The organism is Massilia sp. NBRC 108631 (genome assembly GCF_059704565.1).
In genome coordinates this window covers 84,403-107,265 of the sequence record NZ_BAAKJE010000034.1, presented here as the reverse complement: position 1 = coordinate 107,265, position 22,863 = coordinate 84,403, and the positions used below count along the sequence as shown (strand labels likewise).

The 22,863-nt window shown below is 60.7% G+C and carries 18 protein-coding genes, 1 tRNA gene and 1 pseudogene; 12 read left to right on the top strand and 8 right to left on the bottom strand.

The features are described from left to right. Positions 1-39 precede the first annotated feature (39 nt). From AC6H42_RS03595 to AC6H42_RS03575, 5 genes are all read right to left on the bottom strand, one after another. Complete coding sequence (locus AC6H42_RS03595; protein ID WP_497547428.1) at positions 40-1,395, bottom strand: MFS transporter; 1,356 nt, start codon at positions 1,393-1,395, stop codon at positions 40-42. 84 nt (positions 1,396-1,479) lie between these two features. Then, positions 1,480-3,906, bottom strand: a complete 2,427-nt coding sequence (locus AC6H42_RS03590) for a TonB-dependent receptor (RefSeq protein WP_497547427.1) — start codon at positions 3,904-3,906, stop codon at positions 1,480-1,482. Positions 3,907-3,928: 22 nt separating this feature from the next. Continuing rightward, complete coding sequence (locus AC6H42_RS03585; protein WP_057157197.1) at positions 3,929-4,441, bottom strand: gluconokinase; 513 nt, start codon at positions 4,439-4,441, stop codon at positions 3,929-3,931. 201 nt (positions 4,442-4,642) lie between these two features. Beyond that, entirely contained in the window at positions 4,643-5,671 is a 1,029-nt protein-coding gene (gene gntR, locus AC6H42_RS03580) for an HTH-type transcriptional regulator GntR (protein WP_497547426.1), read from the bottom strand. Positions 5,672-5,726: 55 nt separating this feature from the next. Next, positions 5,727-6,269 (bottom strand): DUF4124 domain-containing protein, encoded by a 543-nt coding sequence (locus AC6H42_RS03575; RefSeq protein ID WP_497547425.1) that lies wholly within the window; start codon positions 6,267-6,269, stop codon positions 5,727-5,729. A 143-nt stretch (positions 6,270-6,412) separates the two neighbouring features. Here AC6H42_RS03575 and guaB point away from each other — a divergent pair, with 143 nt between their 5' ends. Together guaB and guaA are read left to right on the top strand one after the other, a co-directional pair. Next, on the top strand, positions 6,413-7,876 hold the full coding sequence (gene guaB, locus AC6H42_RS03570) for an IMP dehydrogenase (protein ID WP_057157200.1): 1,464 nt from the start codon (positions 6,413-6,415) through the stop codon (positions 7,874-7,876). A gap of 66 nt (positions 7,877-7,942) precedes the next feature. Further along, a complete protein-coding gene (gene guaA, locus AC6H42_RS03565; protein WP_057157201.1) occupies positions 7,943-9,553 on the top strand; it encodes a glutamine-hydrolyzing GMP synthase in 1,611 nt (536 codons plus the stop codon). 134 nt (positions 9,554-9,687) lie between these two features. Here guaA and AC6H42_RS03560 read toward each other — a convergent pair. Beyond that, positions 9,688-10,193, bottom strand: a pseudogene (locus AC6H42_RS03560) (TetR/AcrR family transcriptional regulator). 188 nt (positions 10,194-10,381) lie between these two features. Between AC6H42_RS03560 and AC6H42_RS03555 the strand changes: the two are divergent. The 3 genes from AC6H42_RS03555 (at position 10,382) to AC6H42_RS03545 (ending at position 13,249) form a co-directional block, all read left to right on the top strand. Beyond that, entirely contained in the window at positions 10,382-11,275 is an 894-nt protein-coding gene (locus AC6H42_RS03555) for an NAD(P)/FAD-dependent oxidoreductase (protein ID WP_497547424.1), read from the top strand. Positions 11,276-11,463: 188 nt separating this feature from the next. Then, a complete protein-coding gene (locus AC6H42_RS03550) occupies positions 11,464-12,339 on the top strand; it encodes an alpha/beta fold hydrolase (RefSeq protein WP_057156247.1) in 876 nt (291 codons plus the stop codon). A gap of 46 nt (positions 12,340-12,385) precedes the next feature. Beyond that, entirely contained in the window at positions 12,386-13,249 is an 864-nt protein-coding gene (locus AC6H42_RS03545) for a class I SAM-dependent methyltransferase (RefSeq protein ID WP_057156248.1), read from the top strand. A 475-nt stretch (positions 13,250-13,724) separates the two neighbouring features. On the opposite strand, the gene AC6H42_RS03540 is transcribed toward AC6H42_RS03545, so the two are convergent. After that, the gene (locus tag AC6H42_RS03540; protein ID WP_497547437.1) at positions 13,725-14,678 is read right to left on the bottom strand and encodes an aromatic alcohol reductase; all 954 of its coding nucleotides are present in this window, start codon (positions 14,676-14,678) and stop codon (positions 13,725-13,727) included. Positions 14,679-14,863: 185 nt separating this feature from the next. Here AC6H42_RS03540 and AC6H42_RS03535 point away from each other — a divergent pair, with 185 nt between their 5' ends. From AC6H42_RS03535 to AC6H42_RS03505, 7 genes are all read left to right on the top strand, one after another. Beyond that, positions 14,864-15,760 carry a LysR family transcriptional regulator gene (locus tag AC6H42_RS03535; protein ID WP_057156249.1) on the top strand — a complete coding sequence of 299 codons (897 nt, stop codon included), beginning with the start codon at positions 14,864-14,866 and terminating at the stop codon, positions 15,758-15,760. A gap of 419 nt (positions 15,761-16,179) precedes the next feature. Beyond that, positions 16,180-16,261: transfer RNA gene (locus AC6H42_RS03530), tRNA-Gly, on the top strand. A 94-nt stretch (positions 16,262-16,355) separates the two neighbouring features. Continuing rightward, complete coding sequence (locus AC6H42_RS03525) at positions 16,356-17,084, top strand: DUF1326 domain-containing protein (RefSeq protein WP_229418242.1); 729 nt, start codon at positions 16,356-16,358, stop codon at positions 17,082-17,084. Further along, positions 17,085-17,918 (top strand): DUF2182 domain-containing protein, encoded by an 834-nt coding sequence (locus tag AC6H42_RS03520; RefSeq protein WP_497547423.1) that lies wholly within the window; start codon positions 17,085-17,087, stop codon positions 17,916-17,918. Positions 17,919-18,060: 142 nt separating this feature from the next. Then, the gene (locus AC6H42_RS03515; RefSeq protein WP_057156251.1) at positions 18,061-18,630 is read left to right on the top strand and encodes a hypothetical protein; all 570 of its coding nucleotides are present in this window, start codon (positions 18,061-18,063) and stop codon (positions 18,628-18,630) included. 191 nt (positions 18,631-18,821) lie between these two features. Beyond that, the gene (locus tag AC6H42_RS03510) at positions 18,822-19,919 is read left to right on the top strand and encodes a serine hydrolase domain-containing protein (protein WP_497547422.1); all 1,098 of its coding nucleotides are present in this window, start codon (positions 18,822-18,824) and stop codon (positions 19,917-19,919) included. A gap of 163 nt (positions 19,920-20,082) precedes the next feature. Next, on the top strand, positions 20,083-21,267 hold the full coding sequence (locus tag AC6H42_RS03505) for a hypothetical protein (protein ID WP_497547421.1): 1,185 nt from the start codon (positions 20,083-20,085) through the stop codon (positions 21,265-21,267). Between the two features lie 281 nt (positions 21,268-21,548). Here the strand turns inward: AC6H42_RS03505 and AC6H42_RS03500 are convergent, their stop codons facing one another. After that, entirely contained in the window at positions 21,549-22,625 is a 1,077-nt protein-coding gene (locus tag AC6H42_RS03500) for a glycoside hydrolase family 62 protein (RefSeq protein WP_497547420.1), read from the bottom strand. Positions 22,626-22,863 lie beyond the last annotated feature (238 nt).

Sequence of the window (22,863 nt, the reverse complement as noted above, 5' to 3'; positions counted from 1 at the left end):
GGGTATCTCCGGAGTGTCTTTCAGCTTACTGCGTTTGGCTTACAGCGCCGCCTTGCGGACCGCCAGTTCGGTCTGGATCAGCGCCAGTTTTTGTTTATCGAGGTCATAGAAGAGCATCACGGCCACGGCCAGCGCGGCGAAGAAGGCCGGAATCAGCGACATCAGCCACACGATGCCGGCCTGCGAGCCGGTGGTCTGCGCCGCGTTGGGCACATAGCCCAGCGCTGTGAACAGCGCGCCGATCACCGCCACCGCCAACGCAGTGCCGAGTTTTTGCGAGAAGGTGGCTGCGGCGAAAGTCATGGCGGTGGCGCGGCGGCCGGTACGCCATTCGTTGTAATCGGCGGTGTCGGCGTACATGGAGAACGCCAGCGGCGACTTGGGGCCGAGCACGAAGCCGAGCGCGATCTGCAGTGTGTACATCAGCCAGACCTGCTCCTTGTCGACGAAGAAGAAGGCGCTCGACAGCACCGTGGTGCAGCCCATGAGGATGATCAGCAGCTTCTTCTTGTCCACGTAGCGCGTCATCAGCGGCGTAAGCGAGGCGCCTGCTGCAGCTGCCACCATGTAGGCGGGAACGAAGGTGGCCATCAGCTCAGGGCGGCCCACGTAGTACTTGAAGTAGTAGATGGCGGTGGAGGTGCGCAGCGTGATGGTGATCATGATGATCAGCGCCAGGAAGAACAGGACCAGCCAGGGGGCGTTGCGGGTCAGGTCGCGGATGTCCTGCGCCACGTTGCTCTTTTGCGTGGCGGCGGGCGCGATGCGTTCGCGCGTGTTGAAGAAGGTGAGCGCAAACAGGGCCGAGGCGGCGACGCCCCAGGCCAGCATGGTGAGCTGCCAGCCCTGCTTATCGTCGCCGCCGCCCAGCAGGCGCACCATGAAGGGCGTAGCGGCGGTTACCAGCGTGCTGCCGGCGAAGGCGAAGATGAAGCGCAGGCCGTTGATGGTGGAGCGTTCCTGCGGATCGCCCGACATGACGCCCGACAGCGCGTTGTACGGGATGTTGATGGCGGTGTAGCACACCATCATCAGCAGATAGGTGCCGTAGGCCCATGCCAGCTTGCCGTCGTGGCCCAGGTCCGGCGTGGTGTAGGTGAGCACGGCGGCTGCGCCCAGCGGCAACGCCATCCACACCAGGTAGGGACGGAACTTGCCGAAGCGCGTGGTGGTACGGTCGGCCAGCGCGCCGATCAGCGGATCGGTGAAGGCGTTGACGATCTTGATCGTGAACAGCATGGAGGCCGCAGCGGCGGCCGATATGCCGAATACGTCGGTATAAAAGAACAGCAGGAATGTGGCGATATTGGTCCAATAAAAATTGAAACCCATATCGGCAATGCCGTAGCTGAATTTCTCGCGCCACGACAAGGGGGAATTGAGCACTGCAGCCACGGATTGCTTTCGGTGATAAGGGACGATGCCGAGTTTAACGCGAACGCGCCGCCCCGATTGATGGCGGGGACGGCGCAAGTGCTATCAGAAATCGGCGGTCAGGCGCACGCCGAAGGTGCGCGGCGCCAGGTACATCGCCTGCCATACAGGACGGTCGCTGGCTGCCGGCGGCAGGTTCACGATGTTGACGGTGGTCTTGATGTCCTTGTTCTCCAGGTTCTGCACGAAGGCTTCCACCTGCCAGTGCTTGTCGCCTGCCGGCTTGTAGCGCACGGTGAAGTCGCTGCGGGTGTAGGCACGCTGGCGGTCCGGCTCGCCGTCGTTGAACACATCCAGCCAGCTCGCGGTCTCGTAGTGCATATTGATGCGCGGCGAGATGCGGGCGCCGCTCTCCAGGTTGAAGTGGTGCTGGTAGCCCACGTTCAGCGAGAAGTGCGGCGCGTGCGGCAGCTCGTTGCCTTTCAGGTCGCGCACCTTGCCGCCGTTTGGACCGGGCAGATTGTTGTAGCTGGAGTTGTTCGGGTCGGCCGTCAGCAAGGTATCCATCTCGGTACGCTGGACAGACATGGCCACGTTCAGCGTATCCACCGGCGTCACGCGCGCCGTCAGCTCGCCTTCGAAGCCCTTGGCCGTCGCGCCTTTCGCGTTGGCCGTCAGCAGGAAGCTGGCGCCGTTCGGGAAGGTGGTTGGTACCGAGATCTGGTAGCCCTTGAAGTCCGCGTAGTAGAGCGAGGTGGCCCAGGTGACTTTGCCGCCCATCAGCTTGCCCTTCGCACCGAGCTCATAGCTGGTCAGCGTTTCAGGCGCCGTGTGCACGCCGCCGTCGGTCAGCACGCCGGACTTGTAGCCGGTGCTCACGCTGGCGTAGGCCATGATGTCCCTGGTCACGTCATAGTCCGCCTTCAGCAACCAGGTCGGCTTGCTCCACTTGTGCTGGCCGTCGTTGTTCAACGCCGGCTTGCCGTCCGGGCCGATCACCGATGGGTTGGGCACGAAGCCCACGCTGCGCGGATCGTCCTGCGCCGTGATTGGCAGGCAGGGCTTGCCGTTGGCCGGCTGCGTTGTCGGGCAGTAGAAGTTGGTGCCGCCGCGGTTGTGCTTCTCGTCCCAGGTTTTGCGCAGGCCGCCGGTCAGGCGGAAAGTCTCGGCCACGTTCCAGGTGTTCTGCGTGAAGAAGGCGTGCGATTTGGTGTCCTGGTTGGGCTGCACGAAACTGTTCTGGGTCAGCGCCGGCCAGCCGCAGTTGGTGCAGCCGTAGCCCGCTTGCGTGCCGGACCATGCCGGCTGGTCCAGGCGGATGCCGGCCTTTTCGTGGAAGACGTAGGCGCCCACCAGCCAGTCCACCGTCTTCTTGCCGGAGGACTTCACGTTCAGTTCAGCGCTGGCGTTGGTGTAGTGCTCCCAGTTGATGCGCGTGTTGCGCAGCACGCCGCCGGTGGTGTTGCTGGTCGGCACGGTGTAGCCGCCGCGCGCGTCGAACTGCATGGCGCCGTCGGTGCGCTGGGCGCCGGCGATGAAAGCCAGGTCGATATCCTGGTTCACGTTCCAGTCGGTGCGGGTGCGGATGGTGTCTACCTTGCGGTGCAGGTAGGGCGCGATCTGGATCAGCGCCGACCACAGCTTTTGGCCCGGACGCGGTTCCTGGTTCAGGTTCATGGACGGCGTACCGTCGTCGCGGAAGGTCTCGAAGGACAGGTCGGTGCGCAGGCTGCTGTTTGGCTGCCAGGCGGCCGACAGGCGCAGCGCCTTCTGGTCTTGCGCGTTGTACTTGTCACCGCTGGTGACGAAGGCGTTCTTGTCCAGGCCAGGGATGTTCGGCGGCTGCTGATAGTCCACGTAGCCGTCGTGCGACTCGCCGGCATAGGCCACGCGCAACGCGAACTGCTCGGTGATCGGCAGGTTGTACATGAAGCGGGTGCCGGTGCGGTTGTAGTTGCCGACCGTGATTTCAGCGCTGCCCTCGGTCATGCCGAACTTCGGCTTGGCGCTCACCATGTTTACCGCGCCGGCGGTGGAATTGCGGCCCCACAGCGTGCCTTGCGGTCCGCGCATTACCTCCACACGGTCCATGTCGTAGAGCAGGGCGGTGGCGCCTTCGGCGCGTGGGGAGTAGACGCCGTCCACGTAGACCGACACTTCCGGGTCGGCCTGTTCGGTCTTGGCGCCGTCGTTGCCGATGCCGCGCATGGTCAGCAGCAGCACCGCGTGGTCGCCCTGGCTGGTGGCCTGGAAGCTCGGCGACAGGTGCGTCAGATCCTCCAGGTTCTTCACGTGCGCATCGTCCAGCGCCGCGCCGCTCAGGGCGGTGACGGCCAGCGGGGTTTTCAGCAGCGAAGTGGAGCGCTTGGTGGCGGTGACGATCACCTCGGCCACGTTGCCGTTGTCGGATGCCTTGGCTGCCGCTTGGGGGGCTTGCGCGGCCTGCGGCTCGTCCGCCGCGTAGGCGCTGGAAATGTGGGCGGCCATGGCGACCAGCGAAGTGGTCAGGATCTTGTTGCGGGTAGTAAGCATCGTGTCTCCGTTGAGGATTTAGTTATGGATTGCTGTTGAAGATGTCGCTGATGAGCTGCGCCGGCTCCTTGCGGATATCCAGCGTGATACCGGCCTCGTCCGCCTGTAGCGGCTCCAGCACGTTCAACTGGCTGTCCAGCAGCGACAGCGGCATGTAGTGGTTGATGCGGGCCAGCATGCGGGTGGCGATCAGCTCGCGGTCGCCGGCGAGATGGGCGAAACGCAGTTCCGGATCGCCCTCGCGCAGCAAGTCGCGGTAGCGGCGCTTGAGTGCCGAGCAGGACAACACCAGGCTCTCGCCGCGCTCGCGCGCGTCGCGGATTTCCGCCATTAGCTGCAGCAGCCACTCGGCGCGGTCGGCATCGTTCAGCGGCGTGCCGGCCGACATCTTCGCCACGTTGGCCGGCGAATGGAAGGTGTCGCCTTCGAGGAACGTGGCGCCGATCTTTTGCGCCAGGCTGCCGCCAACCGAACTCTTGCCACAGCCGCAAACACCCATCACCACCCAGCGCGTTGGTTTCGTCTTTTCTGTCATATCCAGTCCTATTTGGTAGCGCTATCTGTTAGCGCTATCAGTGGACCGGAGTTTAACGTGGCGCGAAAAAATGTAAAGAAGATTCGATGCTGCATCGCACCAAATTCCAACCGAGCTGAGCCGCATTTTCCAAACTTCGGGGTCAGACCCCGAAGTTGGAGGAATGCGGCTCAGCTCGCTTGTAGGAATATGGGAGGATGCTTAGGCGCTTTCGCGGGCCATGAGGGTGAAGCCGAGGTCGATTTGGACGGCGGGCGGCTGTTCGCCGCGGATGACGCCGCGCAGCAGGGTGGCCGCTTCGAAGCCGACCCGGTAGCGCGGCGTGCCTATGGTGGTTACGGACGGGTTCATCCAGGCGGAGGCGGGCAGGTCGTTGAAGCCGCAGATGGCCAGCTGCTCGGGCACGCTGATGCCGCGCCGCTGGCATTGGTAAATGGCGCCGTGCGCCAGGTCGTCGTTGCAGCAGAAGATGGCGTCCAGGTCGGGGGTCGCAGACAGCATCCGGCCCACCAGTTCGGCGCCCAGGGCGATGGTGGACGGGTCGGCCACCATCAGCTCCAGTTTGGGATCGGCCAGGCCGGCTTCGTCCATGGCCTTGCGGTAGCCCTCGGCGCGCTTGATGGTGCGCTCGTCCAGCTGCGCGCCCATGAAGCCGACGCGCTTGTAGCCCTTGTCGATCAGGTAGCGTGCCATGGTGTAGCCGGCTTGCACTTGGGAGAAGCCGACCGACAGCTGCGCCGGATCGGGCGACAGGTCCATCATCGACACCACCGGCACGCGCGAGGTGTCGAGCATCTTTTGCACGCCTTTGCTGTGTGACATGCCGGACAGCAAAATGCCGTCCGGATTGGATTGCATGTAGACGTTGAGCAGCTTTTCCTCTTCGGCGTCCGAATAGCGGGTGTTGCCGATCAGGATCTGGTAGCCGTACGGGTCCAGCGCGTCCTGTATGCCTTGCAGCACCGCCGTGAACACGGCGTTCGACAGCGACGGCACCAGCACCACGATGACGTTCGAACGCGACGAGGCAAGGGCGCGTGCGGCGCGGTTGGGAACATAGCCCAGCTCTTCCACGGCCAGCTGGACGCGCGAGCGCAGCATGGGCGATACCAACTCAGGCTGGCTGATGGCGCGCGATGCCGTCATCGTTGCGACGCCCGCGCGTGCAGCAACGGCTGCCAGGGTTACTCGGCCGCTGGCGCGGCTCTTGCCATTATGTGGTTTGGTCATCCGGTATTTTTCTTGGTTTTTGGTAGCGTTAACATCATTCTATACTGCCTGGATGTCATTTTTTAGAGCATTCTGCCAAAATCTTCTGGTTGCGGCGGGAGCGCTCGGCGCGCTGCTCGTCGCTAAGGAAGACGCGCTGGCCGCTTTTGTCGAATTCGGTCATGCGGGTGCCCGAGTCAAGCGCGGCCTGGTTGCTGCGCGCGCTGTCGCAATTGGCGGCCTGTTCAGCTTTGCGCGCCGCTTCCTGCGCCGCCTTCTGCTCGGCCGCCTGGCTTTCAGCCTTGCGCTTGGCGAACTCGGCGTTACGCTCGGCCACCGTCGGCGGGCGTTTCACCTTGGACTCGGCCGCGTCGGGCGCGTCGCCTTCGGCCGCAGGGGCAGGGGACTGGGCGGCGGGACCATAGCCCGGCGCTGCGGCGCCTTGCCCGCGCGGCTGCTTCAGGATGCGGTTCTGCGGCACCGACGGCGGCGGCGGCTGGTCGGACAGCTGCTTCATGCCCTTTTCATCCAGCCACATATATTGGGCATGGGACCAGGCCGGCAGCGCAGCCAGCGCCAGCAGTACGGAAAGCGCGCGCGCCGTTCGGTAGTGTTTCATGGTGGATAGATTCCTTTATTCCTTGCGGCAGATTTCCATGCTTTGCCTATGCTGTCAACCGGCGTTGCCAATTTTCCCCGGGGTAAAGACGTCGGACGTGACTTACTGTATAATCGACTTTTGCGCCTATAGGAAATCGTACTATGCGTTTACTTCAAAAAGCACTCACCTTCGATGACGTGCTCCTCGTCCCTGCGTACTCCAATATTCTGCCTGCGGATACGTCTCTCAAAACTCGCCTGACCCGCAACATTTCGCTGAATATTCCGCTGCTGTCGGCCGCGATGGATACCGTTACCGAAGCCCGCCTGGCCATCGCCATGGCGCAGGAAGGCGGCATCGGCATCATCCACAAGAATCTGAAGCCGAAAGACCAGGCCCGCGAAGTAGCGCGCGTAAAGCGTTTTGAAGCCGGTGTGCTGCGCGATCCGATCACGATCCCGCCGGACATGAAGATTCGCGAAGTCATCAAGCTGACGGAGCAGTATGGCATTTCCGGTTTCCCGGTAGTAGAGGGCAAACAAGTAGTTGGTATCATCACCAACCGAGATCTGCGCTTCGAACAGGAGCTGGACGCTGAAGTACGCGCCAAGATGACCCCGCGCGACAAGCTGGTGTACGTGAAAGAAGGCGCAGACACGACCGAAGCCAAACGCCTGATGAACAAGCACCGCCTGGAGCGCGTGCTGGTGGTGGACGACGCCTTCAACCTGCGCGGCCTGATTACCGTAAAAGACATCCAGAAATCGACCGAGCACCCGAACGCATCGAAAGACCAGCACGGCAAGCTGCTGGTGGGCGCCGCTGTCGGCGTGGGCGCGAAAGACGAAGAACGCATCGAGCTGCTGGTCGCGGCCGGCGTGGACGTGCTGGTGGTGGACACCGCCCACGGCCACTCGCAAGGCATCCTGGACCGCGTGAAGTGGATCAAGACCAAGTTCCCGCACGTGGACGTTATCGGCGGCAACATCGCCACCGCAGCGGCCGCCAAGGCGCTGGTGGAATACGGCGCGGACGCGGTCAAGGTCGGCATCGGCCCTGGCTCCATCTGCACCACCCGCATCGTCGCCGGCGTGGGCGTGCCGCAGATTACCGCGATCTCCAACGTGGCCGAAGCGCTGGCCGGCACCGGCGTGCCGTGCATCGCCGACGGCGGTATCCGCTTCTCGGGCGACATCTCCAAGGCGCTGGCAGCGGGCGCATCGACCGTGATGATGGGCTCGATGTTCGCCGGCACCGAAGAAGCGCCGGGCGAAGTGATCCTGTACCAGGGCCGTTCGTACAAGTCCTACCGCGGCATGGGGTCGCTGGGCGCGATGTCGGACGGCTCGGCCGACCGCTACTTCCAGGACGCCACCATGAAGGCCGACAAGTTCGTGCCTGAAGGTATCGAAGGCCGCGTCGCCTACAAGGGCAGCGTGCTGGCGATCATCTTCCAGCTGGTGGGCGGCGTGCGCCAGTCCATGGGCTACTGCGGCTGCGCCACCATCGACGAGCTGCGCGAGAAAGCGGAATTCGTCGAGATCACGTCGGCCGGCATGCGCGAATCGCACGTGCACGACGTCCAGATCACCAAGGAAGCGCCGAACTACCGTTCCGGCGACTAATCCTCTCAAACGCCGGCGGCCTACCGCCGGCGTTTTCTTATTTCCTCTTAGCTTCAGCGCTCATCCATGCATTCTAAAATCCTCATTCTCGATTTCGGTTCCCAGGTTACCCAGCTGATCGCCCGCCGCGTGCGCGACTCCGGCGTGTTCTCCGAAGTCTACCCGTACGACATCGGCGACGACTTCGTGCGCAACTACGGCGCCTCCGGCGTGATCCTGTCGGGCAGCCACAACTCCACGCTGGAAGGCGACTCGCCGCGCGCGCCGCAAGCCGTGTTCGAGCTGGGTGTGCCGGTGCTGGGCATCTGCTACGGCATGCAGACCATGGCAGCCCAGCTGGGCGGCAAGGTCGAGAACGGCCTGGTGCGCGAGTTCGGCTACGCCGAAGTGCGCGCCCGCAACCACACCAAGCTGCTGGACGGCATCAACGACTTCGTCACGCCGGAAGGCCACGGCATGCTGAAAGTGTGGATGAGCCACGGCGACAAGGTGCTGGACATGCCGCCAGGCTTCAAGCTGATGGGCGACACGCCAAGCTGCCCGATCGCCGCCATGGCCGACGAAGAGCGCAATTTCTACGGCGTGCAGTTCCACCCGGAAGTGACGCACACCGAGCAGGGCAAGGCCATGCTGGGCCGCTTCGTGCACGAGATCTGCGGCTGCAAGTCCGACTGGAACATGCCGGACTACATCTCCGAAGCCGTGGAAAAGATCCGCGCACAAGTAGGCAGCGATGAAGTGATCCTGGGCCTGTCGGGCGGCGTGGACTCGTCCGTGGCCGCCGCGCTGATCCACCGCGCCATCGGCGACCAGCTGACCTGTGTGTTCGTCGACCACGGCCTGCTGCGCCTGAACGAAGGCGAAATGGTGATGAATATGTTCGCCAAGAACCTGGGCGTGAAGGTGATCCGCGTGGACGCCACCGACCAGTTCATGGGCCACCTGGCCGGCGTGACCGATCCCGAGCAGAAGCGCAAGATCATCGGCCGCGAATTCGTGGAAGTGTTCCAGGTGGAGTCGGGCAAGCTGGTCAACGCCAAGTGGCTGGCGCAGGGCACCATCTATCCGGACGTGATCGAATCGGCCGGCAAGGGCAAGAAGGGCCAGACCATCAAGTCGCACCACAACGTGGGCGGCCTGCCGGACACCATGAAGCTCAAGCTGCTGGAGCCGCTGCGCGAACTGTTCAAGGACGAAGTGCGCAAGCTCGGCGTGGCGCTGGGCCTGCCGCATGACATGGTCTACCGCCACCCGTTCCCTGGCCCGGGCCTGGGCGTGCGCATCCTGGGCGAAGTGAAGAAGGAATACGCCGACCTGCTGCGCCAGGCCGACGCCATCTTCATCGAAGAACTGCGCAACACCCCGTACGAGTTCGTGGCCGGCCAGGCTGTGAACACGGAAGAGCTGCCGAAGAACTGGTACGAGGCGACGTCGCAAGCGTTCGCGGTGTTCCTGCCGGTGAAATCGGTGGGCGTGATGGGCGACGGACGTACCTACGAATACGTAGTGGCGCTGCGCGCCGTGCAGACGCAAGACTTCATGACCGCGCACTGGGCGCACCTGCCGCACTCGCTGCTGGGCAAGGTGTCCAACCGCATCATCAATGAAGTGCGCGGCCTGAACCGCGTGGTGTACGACATCAGCGGCAAGCCCCCAGCGACCATCGAGTGGGAGTGAGTTGCAATTACATTAATATTGCATGTTGGCTCACTTGAAGGATTTAAGGCCCTGTTTTTACAGGGCCTTTTTCTTATATTCCCCGATCCGAGTCCCCGGTTTTTCCTCCCCTTAGCCCGACAGCATTAAGATCACTATCCGCCCCCGTGGCCATTGCTACCGTGCGCGGCGCGGAACATGGCGATGGCCGACCTGCTATAGGAAACAAGCGGGCGGACCGGAGAGGATCGGGCACGTTCAGAACCGCCTTCGCGTGCAATTGACGCAACAGGGCCTCGATTTGGGCGATGGCATGGGCGGGCCCGGCTTCGTAATGGAGCTTGCTTAACGACTTTTGATTCGTCTTGTCGGCCATGATCGTGGCTTCGACACGGCGGACTTCCGGGCTCAACAGCGTGCGAAGCGGCGATGATCCTACAACCATGAGCCGATCTTCGGCCGAACCGTCGACGCTTTCAACAAGGGCCTGTGGTGCAAACTGATGGCAGCGGGCCACAAGGGCCGCGCTGAACAGCGCCTCCTTGTTCTCGAAGTGCCGATAGATGCTTAGCTTGGAAATCTTCGCCCGCTGGGCGACCTTATCCATTGTCGTCGCTTGAAAACCCAGTTCCCCAAAGCGTTCGTACGGAGCGTCGACTATCGTTTGGCCTCGGGCCTCGTTGGCGGGCCGGCCGCGCCGCCCCTAGCTGTTTTCGGTCACGATAATTTAAGTACTTGACAGTATTTAAATTCGTCAATTATGATACCGTTCAGTATTCAAAATGCGCAAGCCAATGGCTAGTACGCCCGGCGATATCCCCCTCCATCCACAACACGGAGCCCATCACTATGAATGACGTCATCATCATCGGCGGCAGTTTTGCCGGCCTCGCCGCCGCGCTGCAGCTCGGTCGTGCCCGCCGCAAGGTCACCGTTCTCGATACCGGCCTGCCACGCAATCGCTTTGCCAGTCACTCGCATGGCCTGCTCGGCCACGATCACAAGCCACCACTGGACATCTTGGCCGAGGCGCGGCAGCAACTGGCGCGTTATCCCACGATCAGGCTGGTCAGTGCCCGTGCCGACAGTGTCTCCGGCGCCATCGATGATTTCTCCGTCCTCACTGGTGATTGCGAAAGCCATGGGGCGCGCCGCCTGATCCTGAGCTATGGCGTCGCCGACCAGATGCCTGATGTTCCGGGCTTTGCCGAATGCTGGGGCACGTCCATCGTGCCCTGTCCCTATTGCGACGGCTTTGAAATCGCCGGCCGGCATTGGGGCTTCGTCTGGTCCGGCCCGCAGTCGCACCAGTCTGTCAGGCTGTTCCAACATTGGACCGACAAGTTGACTGTCTTCGCCGATGGTCATGACATTCCGCCCGATATCCAGGCCGATCTGGCGCACCGCAAGATACCTGTCGTCGATGGCCGGATCGTAGAGATCGCCCATCACAAGGGGCATATCACCACAGTCAATCTCGATACCCGCCGCAATATCGCGGTTGACGTCCTGTTTGCCCAACCGCGCAACAGGCCGTCCGCAGGCCTGCATGAATCACTGGGCCTCGCCACGGTGGATACACCTGCCGGCATCGGCCTCAAGGTCGACGAACGCCGCCAAACCAGTATGCCCGGCATCTACGCCGCTGGCGACCTCGCCACGCCACTCCTGCCTTCGGTCACAGTTGCATCATCGCAGGGCGCGATGGCGGGTATCTTCGCCCAGCAATCGATGCTGGTTTGAGAGTTGAGAGTCCTTTCCCCGCGTGCCGCAGGCCGCCATATCGTGAAGATTGCGGGCCGGTGTCACGAAGAACCGTTTGGCCGGCTGACCCGCACCGGCGCCTGAGGAAACGCACTTGTCCGCAACCCGTGAAGCTGAAGTCAGCATCAGCATCTTTGTCCATCCGCTTTTAGAGAAACCTGACCCACATGGACTTTAAACACGTCACCTTTGACCTGCCACACGGCACCTTTCACGCGCTGCAGGGTGGTGATCCCACTGGTCAGCCGACACTTGTCTTGCACGGCTTCCCCGACCATCCGCCGACAGCGATGCCCTTCCTTGCCGAGCTCGGTCGCCGTGGACGTCACGTCGTCGCCCCCTGGCTTCGCGGATACGCCCCGTCCCCAACGGCGGGGCCGTTCGACATGGCCGCCCTTACCGGTGACGTGCTCGCGTTGATCGACCGCTGGTCTCCCAGGCGAGCCGTAGAATTGATCGGCCACGACTGGGGCGGCGCGATCACATATGATGTCTGCGTCGCCGCGCCGGAGCGGATTGAACGCGCCGTAACGCTGGCATTCCCCCACCCACTGACGTTTCTGAGCCAGCCGCGCCTCGCTCAGCTACGCCGGAGCTGGTACATGGGGCTCTTCCAACTGCCGGGAAGCGGCTGGATCGTCAGCGCCCGAGATCTCGCCCTCATCGACCACCTATGGCGTCAGTGGTCGCCCGGCCTCTCGCTCGAGCCAGCTCTCCAGGCGGAGCTACACGAGACCCTGCGGGCGAGTATGCCTGCGCCCTTGCGCTACTACCGGGGCCTGCTGCGACCCGGCATGCTTGGGGCGATGCGTCGCCTATCTCAGCCGATCACAACGCCCCTGCTGCAGCTCCACGGTTCCGACGATGGCTGCATCTTACCCCAACAGGTCAATGACAGACATCGGTTCGCCGGTCCGCACGCGCTGGAAGTCGTCCCCGGCGTCGGTCACTTCCTGCACATCGAGGCCCCCGTGGCGATCGCGGAGCTGATTGCGGCATGGGCTGAGCAGCGCCCTTTGCCCTACGCCTCGATCAAAAGGTAGCAAGTTAAGGCAACTAGTTGAGAACGAATCAGAACAAGGATTTGACATGGCAGAGAGTAATACCTATCAGGTCGCCGACTGGAATGGCGAAAGTGGGGAGCGCTGGGTCGCCAACCAGGCCCGGCTCGACGCTATGGCGGCGCTGTTCGGCCAGGCTGCGATCGAAGCCGTCGCACCCGGGACGGGCGAGCGCGTGCTGGACGTCGGCTGCGGCGCGGGCGCGTCGAGTTTGGCTCTGGCCGCCCGCGTCGGGGCGTCGGGGCAGGTGCTGGGCTTGGACATCTCCGAACCGCTGATCGGCCGGGCGCGCGCGCTTGCGTCACCGGATACGCCGGTCCATTTCCAAGTGGCCGACGCCAGCAGCGCCGAGCTGCCCGAGGGCGCGTTCGACATCCTGTTCTCCCGTTTCGGGGTGATGTTCTTCGACGATCCGACAAGGGCGTTCGCCCATATGCGACGCGCGCTCCGGCCGGGTGGGCGGGTCGCTTTCGTCTGCTGGCGCGGCGCGGCCGAGAACGATTGGGTGCGCCTGCCAATGGATGCGATCAAAGGCATCGTCCCGTCGATCGCGCCGCCCGATCCCGAAGCCCCCGGTCCATTTTCGTTCGGCGACCGGGGGCGGGTGGCGCGCATCCTGATGGCGGCTGGCTTCGCGGATATCGCTATCGCGCCTTTCGATGCTCCCATCCCGTTGGGCGAGGGCGGAACGCGGGACGCAGCGATCGACGACGCGGTGAAAATGGCGCTCGAAGTAGGGCCGCTGTCGCGCGCGCTCGCTGATCAGGCCGACGACATCCGCGCCCGCGCCTCGTCCGCGGTTCGTACCGCCTTCTCTGGCTACGCCGGAGAGCGGTCAGTGATGATCGACGGCGCGGCGTGGATCGTCATGGCGCGCAATCCGGAAAACTGACAGGGACTAACAGCGGAGACGCCAACGCTCGGTGGAGCGGGGCGTCTTGGCGGGTCAGTTGGGCCAGAGAGACCGTATTCACCGACGGTCTTGGTATCGGAGAGCGCGGCGTGGCGCTCTGCTAAACTCCTGCTGTTGTATGATGAATTGTTGCGCTCAACGTTGTTTTTCGAAGGCGTTCGATGAATTGATGCGATGGTATTTTTGATGGTATCGAACTCGGATTGACTGAAATTCACGCATGAAATCAATGGCTTCAGGCTGTGATTGATAATCGAGTGGGAGTAGGGTTGCTGCATGGAAATGTAAATTTCCGTGATTGATTAAAACTGGAGCCCTGCAACCTGTGCAGGGCTTTAATTTTGGTATTTAAAGAATTCAGGTTATAGCATGATCCCGGCCACAGGCGACCGCACCGACTAGCGCGCAGCGGTCGCAAGCTGGTCTGATGCCTATGCCCGCGTGACGGCCGGGCTTACTTGCCGCGGCTGGATGTCAGGTTTGCATTGATCCACGTGACCACGTCGGTAACCGGAAGGCCGCGTTGGCTGTTGAACGTGCCGCTCTTGTTCCAAGCGAAACCTCGTCCTTGGGCAAAGGCAGCACGATATTTGCTCATCATATTGTGCGGGTCGCGGGCCAGTTCGCCGAGCAAATACTCCTCACTCCATTCCGAACGGCTAAAGGGCCGGCCAAGGGACGCTTCCAACTTGTCGGCGACCTCGCCATAAGTCACTGTGTCGCCGGCCAGAAAGACAATCTCGTTCCGAATTCTAGGTTTCTCGAACACGATTTCGGCAGTCAGCATCCCGATATCATCGGGAGTCGTCAGCGTCACTGCGGTGCCGAGGCTGCCCAGTGCATGGATTGCGTCGTTGCGCAGGTCGACAACGCCGAATTCGGGCTCAAACAGGTAGCTCATGAACATACCTGTCGAGATAATGACCCACTCAGTCTGGTGCTGACTGCGCAAAAGCTCCCGCACGTCCAACTGTGCGTCGAAAATGTCTTGCGGACTGCCGCGTCCGATGACATCAAAGTCGACGCCGAACTGCCACGGAAAATATCTTGGGATTCGCGCCTGCAAGGCAGCGCGCGCTAATTTCATCGGCGTGTCGATCCCGGCAGCGTAACCGGCGCAACCGATAACTGTGTCATATCGTGCGAATACTTCGGCAAGTTCGTCAACGGAGCTCTTCACAAGATCGCCCACGACGATCTCGATACCAAGTTCCCGAATCTCTGTGATGTCACGTCGCTTGTCCGGTGCGGTGGACTCAACGGCGCTTGCGCGTAGCAGGACGCTGATCTTCACACCGTCGATGCTCTTCGCGCCGCGTGCAAGACTGCGCAGCACTGGTAGGCCAAGTTCTCCGGCGCCGAGCACGAGAATATTGTGAGACATGGCGTTAGGGTCCGCTGGGTTCACCGTGAGAGGTACATGCAGTTGGCGATCTTGATTGGACATTCTTGATTACTCCTGATGACTTATGTGACTGCACTGTAGCAACACGGATGACGCAGAAAAAGTGGCCCTAGAGGTTTTCATCATGCAGAAAAGGCGAACAATCTTGCGGTATAGTTCGGTTTTCTATATCGGTATCAGGGCAAGAAATGGATCGCGTTCAGGCAATGCAAGTTTTCCTTCGCGTGGTTGAAAGCAAGAGTTTTGTCCGAGCGGCAGAGACCTTGGGCCTACCGGCATCATCAGTTACCGGCATCATCAAGAGGCTGGAAAAACATCTGCAGACACGCCTGCTTAACCGTTCCACCAGAAACCTTAGCTTGACGCCAGAGGGGGAGCGGTACTTTTACCGCTGCCGCGAGATACTTGATCTCATTGACGATACGGAAGCCAGCCTGCATGGGGCGATGGAGCATCCGCAAGGGCGACTGAGGGTCGATATGCCGGGCGGCATTGCGCATGCCGTTATCCTGTCGCAGTTGGAGCAATTCCAGCAACGCTACCCCGATATCTATCTAATGATCGGCATAAATGATCGTCAGGTGGACCTGATTCAGGACGGAGTCGACTGCGTGATCCGTACCGGAAGACTGCATGACTCGACGCTGGTCGCGCGCCGCTTGGGTGAGCTGCGGTGGATTACTTGCGCGGCGCCGTGCTACCTGGATGAGAAGGGTATTCCCGAGGATCTGGAGGCTTTGCAACGGCACCGGGCGGTACACTACTTTTCCAGTACGACGCGTCGGGATGGCGAACTGCATTTCGTGGAGGGCGGGGACAGCGTCACTGTTCCAGTTCCCGGGACGGTTGCAGTTAATGAGACTGGGTTGTACATCAAGCTTGGCCTTGACGGAGTCGGCTTGATGCAGTTGGCTGAAATTTTAGTGGCGGACCATTTGCGAAGCGGAAAATTAGTCGAGGTGCTTCCTGATATGCGGCCCGCACCTGTGCCGATATCACTCGTTTATCCCCATCACCGCTTTCTCTCTCCGGCCATGCGAGCGTTCGCCGATTGGACGGCCGAGTTGTTCAGTAATGTTAGTTAAGGCGCGAAAAGCGGACATAGCTGTAGGGTCTAGATGATCAGTTGCCACAAGAAATGGCAGTAGCTTTCAGCGTAAAATGACAGCGCTAGTTCGCCCGACGTGGCGACACTTTTGCATGATTGTGTAACGACCCACTGAATTCCTGCTCGCGTCATAATTGAGGAAATTATCAGTGAGTACGAAGATGGACGAAGAAGTGAAACGCGGACACCATCCGCCCCTCCGACTCGCTCCGGAACTTCTGCCAAGCGCATAAACGGGAAAGAAGCTCATCAGCCACGGCTGGTCCTGCGGCCCGCAGCACTGCACTGGGCAAGCCGGTGCGTTGAAGCTGGACCTCGAGCGCGGCCTGGCAAGCCCTGAACGGTCGGGTGATGCGTTTGCGCAGCATTGCCGAGCCGGTGCGCCCCATGCTGGGCGGTCTGGTGGTAACCGGCCCGATGGCTCCGCCGTTTCCACCGGTGACTTGTGCCGGTGGTTCGATTCCGCCCCGGGCCACCAGAATTTCCAGTCAAAATGGCGACCTTCACAGGTCGGCGTTTTGCATTCTGACCCTGGCCCCCCTCTGGGATATAGAAAAGCCATTGCCGACACCATGGATACGACCTACAGTGAATTGCGGGAGGCTTGCCGCCTCCCACAGCATTGCCTTGCTGAGAGCTGGGCACACTGCGACTGGGAGGATGCGATCATGGTACGAGCAGACTGGCGGCTGGAAGGCGAATGGGTCAAGAACTGCAACTGTGCGTTTGGATGCCCGTGCGATTTCAATGCACGCCCCACCAATGGAGAATGCAAAGGCCTTCTCGGGATGCGGATTACGAAGGGAAATTTTGAGTCGACCGATCTTGGCGGCCTGAGTTTTTTCGTTACAGTCCACTTTCCCGGGCCATTACACGAAGGCAACGGCGAGGCGCAAGCGATCATCGATGAGCGCGCCACACCGGCGCAACGCGAAGCATTGTTTGCCATCCTGTCCGGGAAAAACTCTGCGGAAGGAACGTTGTTCCATATTTTCAGCCTGATCGTGGCGACAATGCATGAGCCGATCTTTGCGCCCATACACTTCGAGTTCGACAAGCTCGCCAGGGTCGCGGGCATCGACATTCCGGGCGTGCTCACAACCGAGGTAGAACCGATCAAGAACCCCGTGACGGGCGCCCCGCACCGCATTCAAGTCGTCATGCCAGAAGGGTTCGAGCACCGGGAGGGCGAAGTCGCCTCAGCGAATATCCACAGCACTGGCGCCATCAGGTTCGATACCAGGGGAACGCACAGTACGCTGGCCGATGTCGTGCAAACGCCGCATGGCGTGGAAGCGTAGATGAAGCGCGCTCGTGGGCGCGGCAATGGCTTGGTAGAACGAGCCTTGCGGTACGATCGCCTCCTCGTGATTGCAGGCGTGTTGGCCGTTATCGTGCTGTCGTGGACCTATCTGCTGGCCGGCGCAGGCACCATGCAGGAGATGGATGGCATGCTGATGCCCATGAGCTCGGGCCCGTGGACACCCGGCCATGCCCTCGTTATGTTGCTTATGTGGACTGTGATGATGGCGGCCATGATGCTGCCGAGCGCCGCATCAATGATCCTGTTCTACACCGCGATTGCACGCGGCCGTGACACAAGCGGCATGCCGACCGCGCGTTCGGGGATCTTCGCCGCCGGCTATGTCGCGATCTGGACCGCCTTCAGCCTCGCCGCGGTTGCGCTTCAGTATGGCATGGAGCGGCTTGCCCTGCTCTCGCCCATGATGGAGACGACAAGCAAGACCCTGGCCGGTGGAATACTGATCGCGGCAGGCCTCTATCAATGGTCGCCGCTTAAGAAGACTTGCCTGCAAAGCTGTCGTTCCCCCCTGGAATTCGTGCTGAGCCATTGGCGATCCGGCGCGCGTGGCGCGTTCGTGATGGGAGTGCTGCATGGCGTCTACTGCGTGGGCTGTTGCTGGATGCTGATGCTACTGCTCTTTGTCGGCGGCATCATGAACCTGGGCTGGATTGCCGGGCTGGCCATCCTGGTTCTGGCCGAGAAGCTTGTTCCCGCAGGCTACTGGATCGGCCGCGGTGCGGGAGTTTTACTGATCGGGTGGGGCATTGCCACACTGTTGTATGCCGGTGCGACCGGGCCCGGCATGCTGGCGTTGCCGTTTCATCTCTAGAATCCTACTGTCCGGTTCATCTCCGCGCAGGGCGTTCTCGCAAGCGTAGAATCAGAATGTCACAAGGAGTTGAATCGCGCGAAGCAGTCCTTTAAAGATGTGGGGCAACTCCATGCATTCACGCTAGGTGAGGAGCGTCATCATGTTCAGCAAAGATCGGTTCATACAGGATTGCAGGACTGCGGTGGTCGAGGGTCAGGGAGCCATTCGAGAAATCGTGGAAGAAGCGGTTTCCAATAGAGCAAAAGTAATGGCAGAGCTCGGCGAACCTCGGTGTGCAGGTATCACTACGCTATATCGGGCGCATGACTTGACCATTCTCCAGTTCACTTGGGCACCGTATATGGTGCTCATGCCGCATAACCATCAAATGTTTGCGGTAATTGGCATCTATTCAGGCAGAGAAGACAATATATTCTGGCGCAGGAAAGAAATGATCATCGAGGCGGCAAGCGCAAGATCGCTTGGGCCAGGTGACGTTGTGGCGCTTGGGCGGGATACCATCCATTCAGTTCTGAATCCAATCAGCAAGATGACATCGGCGATACATGTTTATGGCGGGGATTTCTTCGCTCCGGATGAGCCCAGAAGCGAATGGGAACACGAGACACTAGTCGAACGCCCTTGGGATGTCGAGAGAGTGAAAATGCTGTTCCGCGATGCAGAGCAAAGATTCAACGCTGTGAAAAGGTGGTCGCCTGGTCTTGCTTAAGGGCGGGCGCGCGACCTGTATCGCAGCGGGCCCACGTGTTGCAGTCCGTCTCGCAAATGCGCTGTCTGGCGGCCTCTTTTTACCTCTCGTCACACTTCCCGATGGTGCGGCAAGGAAACTTGATACAGTGAAGTAATGAATCGCATCACAGGTACGAAATCGTCACTCACAGTTAACATGAAGGAGGATTCATGCAGTTTATGAAGTATCTCGTCACACCTGCCGCCGTCGCTGTTGCACTTTGGTTTCCCTGCCTTAACGCCTCGGCGAGTACGGTCAATGAAGCCAATCAATTGGCCAGGGAAGCGATACAGCGGACGATGAAGGATCTGCGAATTCCTGGCTTGCAGATTGCGGTCGTCAAAGATGGTCAGGTTGTTTTGTCAGAAAGCTATGGCTTGGCCAACGTCGAGAACCGCGTACCTGTCACTCATGCGACGCTGTTTCCCATCAATTCCGCGACAAAAACGTTTACCGGCGTCGCCATGATGCAGTTGGTCGAAGCCGGACTGGTAGAGCTCAACGCCCCTGCCTCGCGCTATCTGGATGACCTGCCTGAGGCTTGGCGGAGCATTCGCATCCGTCAACTACTAGGGCATACGTCAGGCCTGCCCGACATCGTCGATCAGAAGGGCCTGATTGGAGGCGGGAGTGAGCGCGATGCCTGGAAGGCGGTCAAGATGCGCCCGATGGATGGGCCCGTTGGCGATAGGTTTGCCTACAATCAGACCAATTATGGGCTGCTGGCGCAGATCATTGCCAAGCAAGGGAAAATCCCGTATGAGCAATATCTCGCAGAGCATCAGTTCGCGCCGGCAGGCATGCCTTTATCGACTTTTGGCGATAGCTATGATCTGGTTCCCAACGCCGCGACAATTTATAGCTACTCACCACGTGGAACCATGGCGAGAGACGATGACAATCGCTTGTCCCGTTGGATTTACGATATGCCTTATAGCCTTTGGGCTGGTGGCGGAATCCAAACCACCGCGGATGAAGTAGCGCGCTGGATCATCGCGCTGTCCAACGGCAAGCTAATTAGAGCAGCCAATGTCGAGCGCATGTGGACGCCAGAAAAGCTGAACAGCGGAGCTGACGGAGCCTGGGCAGCCGGATGGCCGGTACTGCAAACCTCGCCCAACTTGCAAGTGGCAGGGATCGGTGGCGCTCGTGCCGCCTTTTTCGTCTATCCGGATGATCGACTGGCGGTCGTTGTGCTTACCAATCTCGCGGGCGCGAATCCCCAGCGCTTTATCCCACAGATAGCCAGGTTCTACAAATCTCCGTAGCCGAGTGTCTCAAAAAAGGTCAACCCCTCATCCGCTGGTGCGCTACGGGGTGCCACGGTGATGGACCGGACGCGGGGCATGTGGGGGGCGCAAACGAGTATTGCATTATTTGCAATCCAACAAGTAAAATAGGTCCCTTCATAAGTCATTGAAGGATCTCCCGATGCAGCGATTCCTTGGCCTGTGCGCCGCTTTCCTGATGTTGTGTATTGGTCCACTCGTGCATGCGGAGCAGCAGCCTGAGATTGCCGTAGCAGTGGACGTGCGCCATGTGGCGAAAGACCTGTGGCGCGTGGATTACCGTTTCGCGCAAGCCGTGACGGCGGTCAAACTGCATTCCATAGGCGCGTTCCGCAAGCAGGAGTGGAAAGTGCTCACGCCCGGCATGGCCATGACATCTGGAGCGGACTTCGATGTCATTGCGTCGAAAGGCAAGCCGTTCAAGACTGCCAGCGTGCAGATCAGGACTTTCGACGGCTGGTCGCCCAAGGAATATGTCTCGTTCAACCGTTTCAGTGATGGCGGGACGTCGGTCTACCTCGGCCATCTGCAAGGCGACGTCGAACAAGGCGACAAGACGCTCTCCATGCACACCGATTTCAGCTTCGCTGGCCTGGCGCAGGAGAACGTGATCGCGCCGCCGGCCAACCGGCTGAAGCCGGGTGGGCAGCGTGGCTATGCCTACTTTGGACCGGCGCAGGCCATCCTTGCCGGTGCGGTGAAGGTCGTGATCGATCCCAAGGCCCCGCAGTGGCTGCGCGAAACCATACTTGACGTCGGTGCAAAAACGTCCGGGTACTACGAGAAGGCCTATCAGCGCCAGTTGAAGGACGAGCTGCTGATCATGGTCGCTATTGGCAACGTCGAATCGCCGGGCTTTTCGATGAAAGGGGGCGCCATCATGGGCGCAGGCCAGGTTTCTTACCTGATGGAAGGCAAGCAAGTGCAGCTTGACCATCCGAAACTGCGCGAGTACGCGACCAAAACCGTAGCACACGAGATGGCGCACATCTGGCAAATGGCGGTTGCCCGCGGCGGCCTGGGCGACGACCAGGGGCCGTGGATCCACGAGGGCGGCGCCGAGGCCATGGCACTTGACGCCCTGGCCCAGACTGGCTTGTTCAGCGAGGAAGCAGTGAAAGCCTACCGCGCGAAGCAAGCTGCGGCCTGTGAGAAACTGGGCGGTGCCGTCGATACCTTTGACGGCATCTATGCCTGCGGGCTGATGCGCTTCGACAAGCTGGGCGTCGGCATCGTCCCGCTTTGGCGCGCCATGATGGAGACAACCGAAGCAACGGGCGCTGCCTATTCCCAGCAGATGATCGACACTATCGTGGCTGCGAAATAGCTGTATCGGTGCGTGAGGACGAATACGAACTCGGGCACGAGAGGTCTTAGTTTCTCGAGCGGCATCTGATTCCCCTTCCCCTCGGAGTTGCTGAGCAGGTCAGCTGTCCAGTCTGCAAACGGTCCGCCACCGGATCTCGGCTACCTGCGTCCAAGCCTAGGCCGTTAAGACACAACTTGATGTCAGGCTACAAGCTGCTGTCAGCCCTGCCTTTCGCCTACGGGAGTGGAGCGAGGCGAATTAGCTGGGCGGCCGCGATGGGTGCACCGCCGCAGCGATTGTCAGTGGGATGCCGCGCCGGGCCGCCGGCAGAGGGCGCTGACGGGATTCGGCCCCTTCGCCGTGAGCACGCCCAGGCGGTACGGAATCTTGATGTAATCATTTACGCGCACTGCAGGGTCATTTCCCTGGAAGAGGTACTCCAGCGGCTGGCAAGGGTCGATTGTCATCGTTTGATCGGTATTGGTCCGCACCAGTTCGCCGTGCGAAATCCCTTCCGACCAGATCCGTTCCACGTTATCGCGCGTCGCGAAAGCGTTCATCGGCGCGGACGAGAAGGGCTCCCATTTTCCGTCCAGGCTATCGCTCTTCCAGATCCGGAAGTAGCGTCCCGCAGGCGATATTGCCTCCACCAGCGTGATGTAAGTATTCGTGTTGGCGATCTTGTAGGTATTGCTTGCCTCGAATACGTCTTCCTTTTTTTCGGACATGACAGCGACAGTGTTGCGGAAGCCATTCGGGAACTGGCTCAACCCGGTTTCGGACCGCAGCAATCGTCCGTTATCGTCGGTACTGAACAGGTAGCATTTTTTATCATCGCAGATCACCCAGAAATCCAGCCAGCCGGCGCCCTGCGGAGCCTTGACGATGTCGGGTTCGACTGGAAAGAACTTTTTCGGTGCGCTCCACGACAGCGGATCGCCGATATCTTTCGAGGTTGAATACAGCGGATCGGCGCCTTGATAGACGAGATACCAGGTCTTCTGCGGAGCGAAATAGAATACTTGCGGCGCTGCGCGATAGCCTGGCCCCATGGGGGACTTGTCAAGCGGGACTATTTTCGCTGCCGGCGCGTTCGACCAGCTGTCGAAGCTGGTGTACCCAAGGCCCCAGCCAGCAGACCCGGCGGTTGTGATAAAAGCGTGATATTTTCCATCCACGTAAACAATCGAAGGATCTTTCACGCCGTAGATTGTCTGGTTGGGATCCGCCTGAGGCGAAATCAGCTGCGAACTGGAAGTCCAGTTAAACGCCAGTTTGGCAGGCTCCGTCATGCTGTTGGCAATTGCGTTGTCGCCACCCCATCCTGCGAAGGCAGCCAACAGGCTCACACCCGCGCTGCATTTTTTTAGCTTCATTAATGTCTTCCTCGATTGGCACGTCCGAAAATACTTCGGAATGGAGCATAGACCGAGTTGCGTGCGGACGAATAAGACAGAATGCAGAGACTTGGCTACTCTGCTGATTCATGAACGAAGTGTGCCAAAAGTGTTATGCCGCCCGGGCCCGCATTGGCCAGGCGGGCAGCACAGGGATGCGGGAATAGAAATAAACGCCCGAGTGCTTCAACCATCTGCACGCCGCCAGCATTTTCAG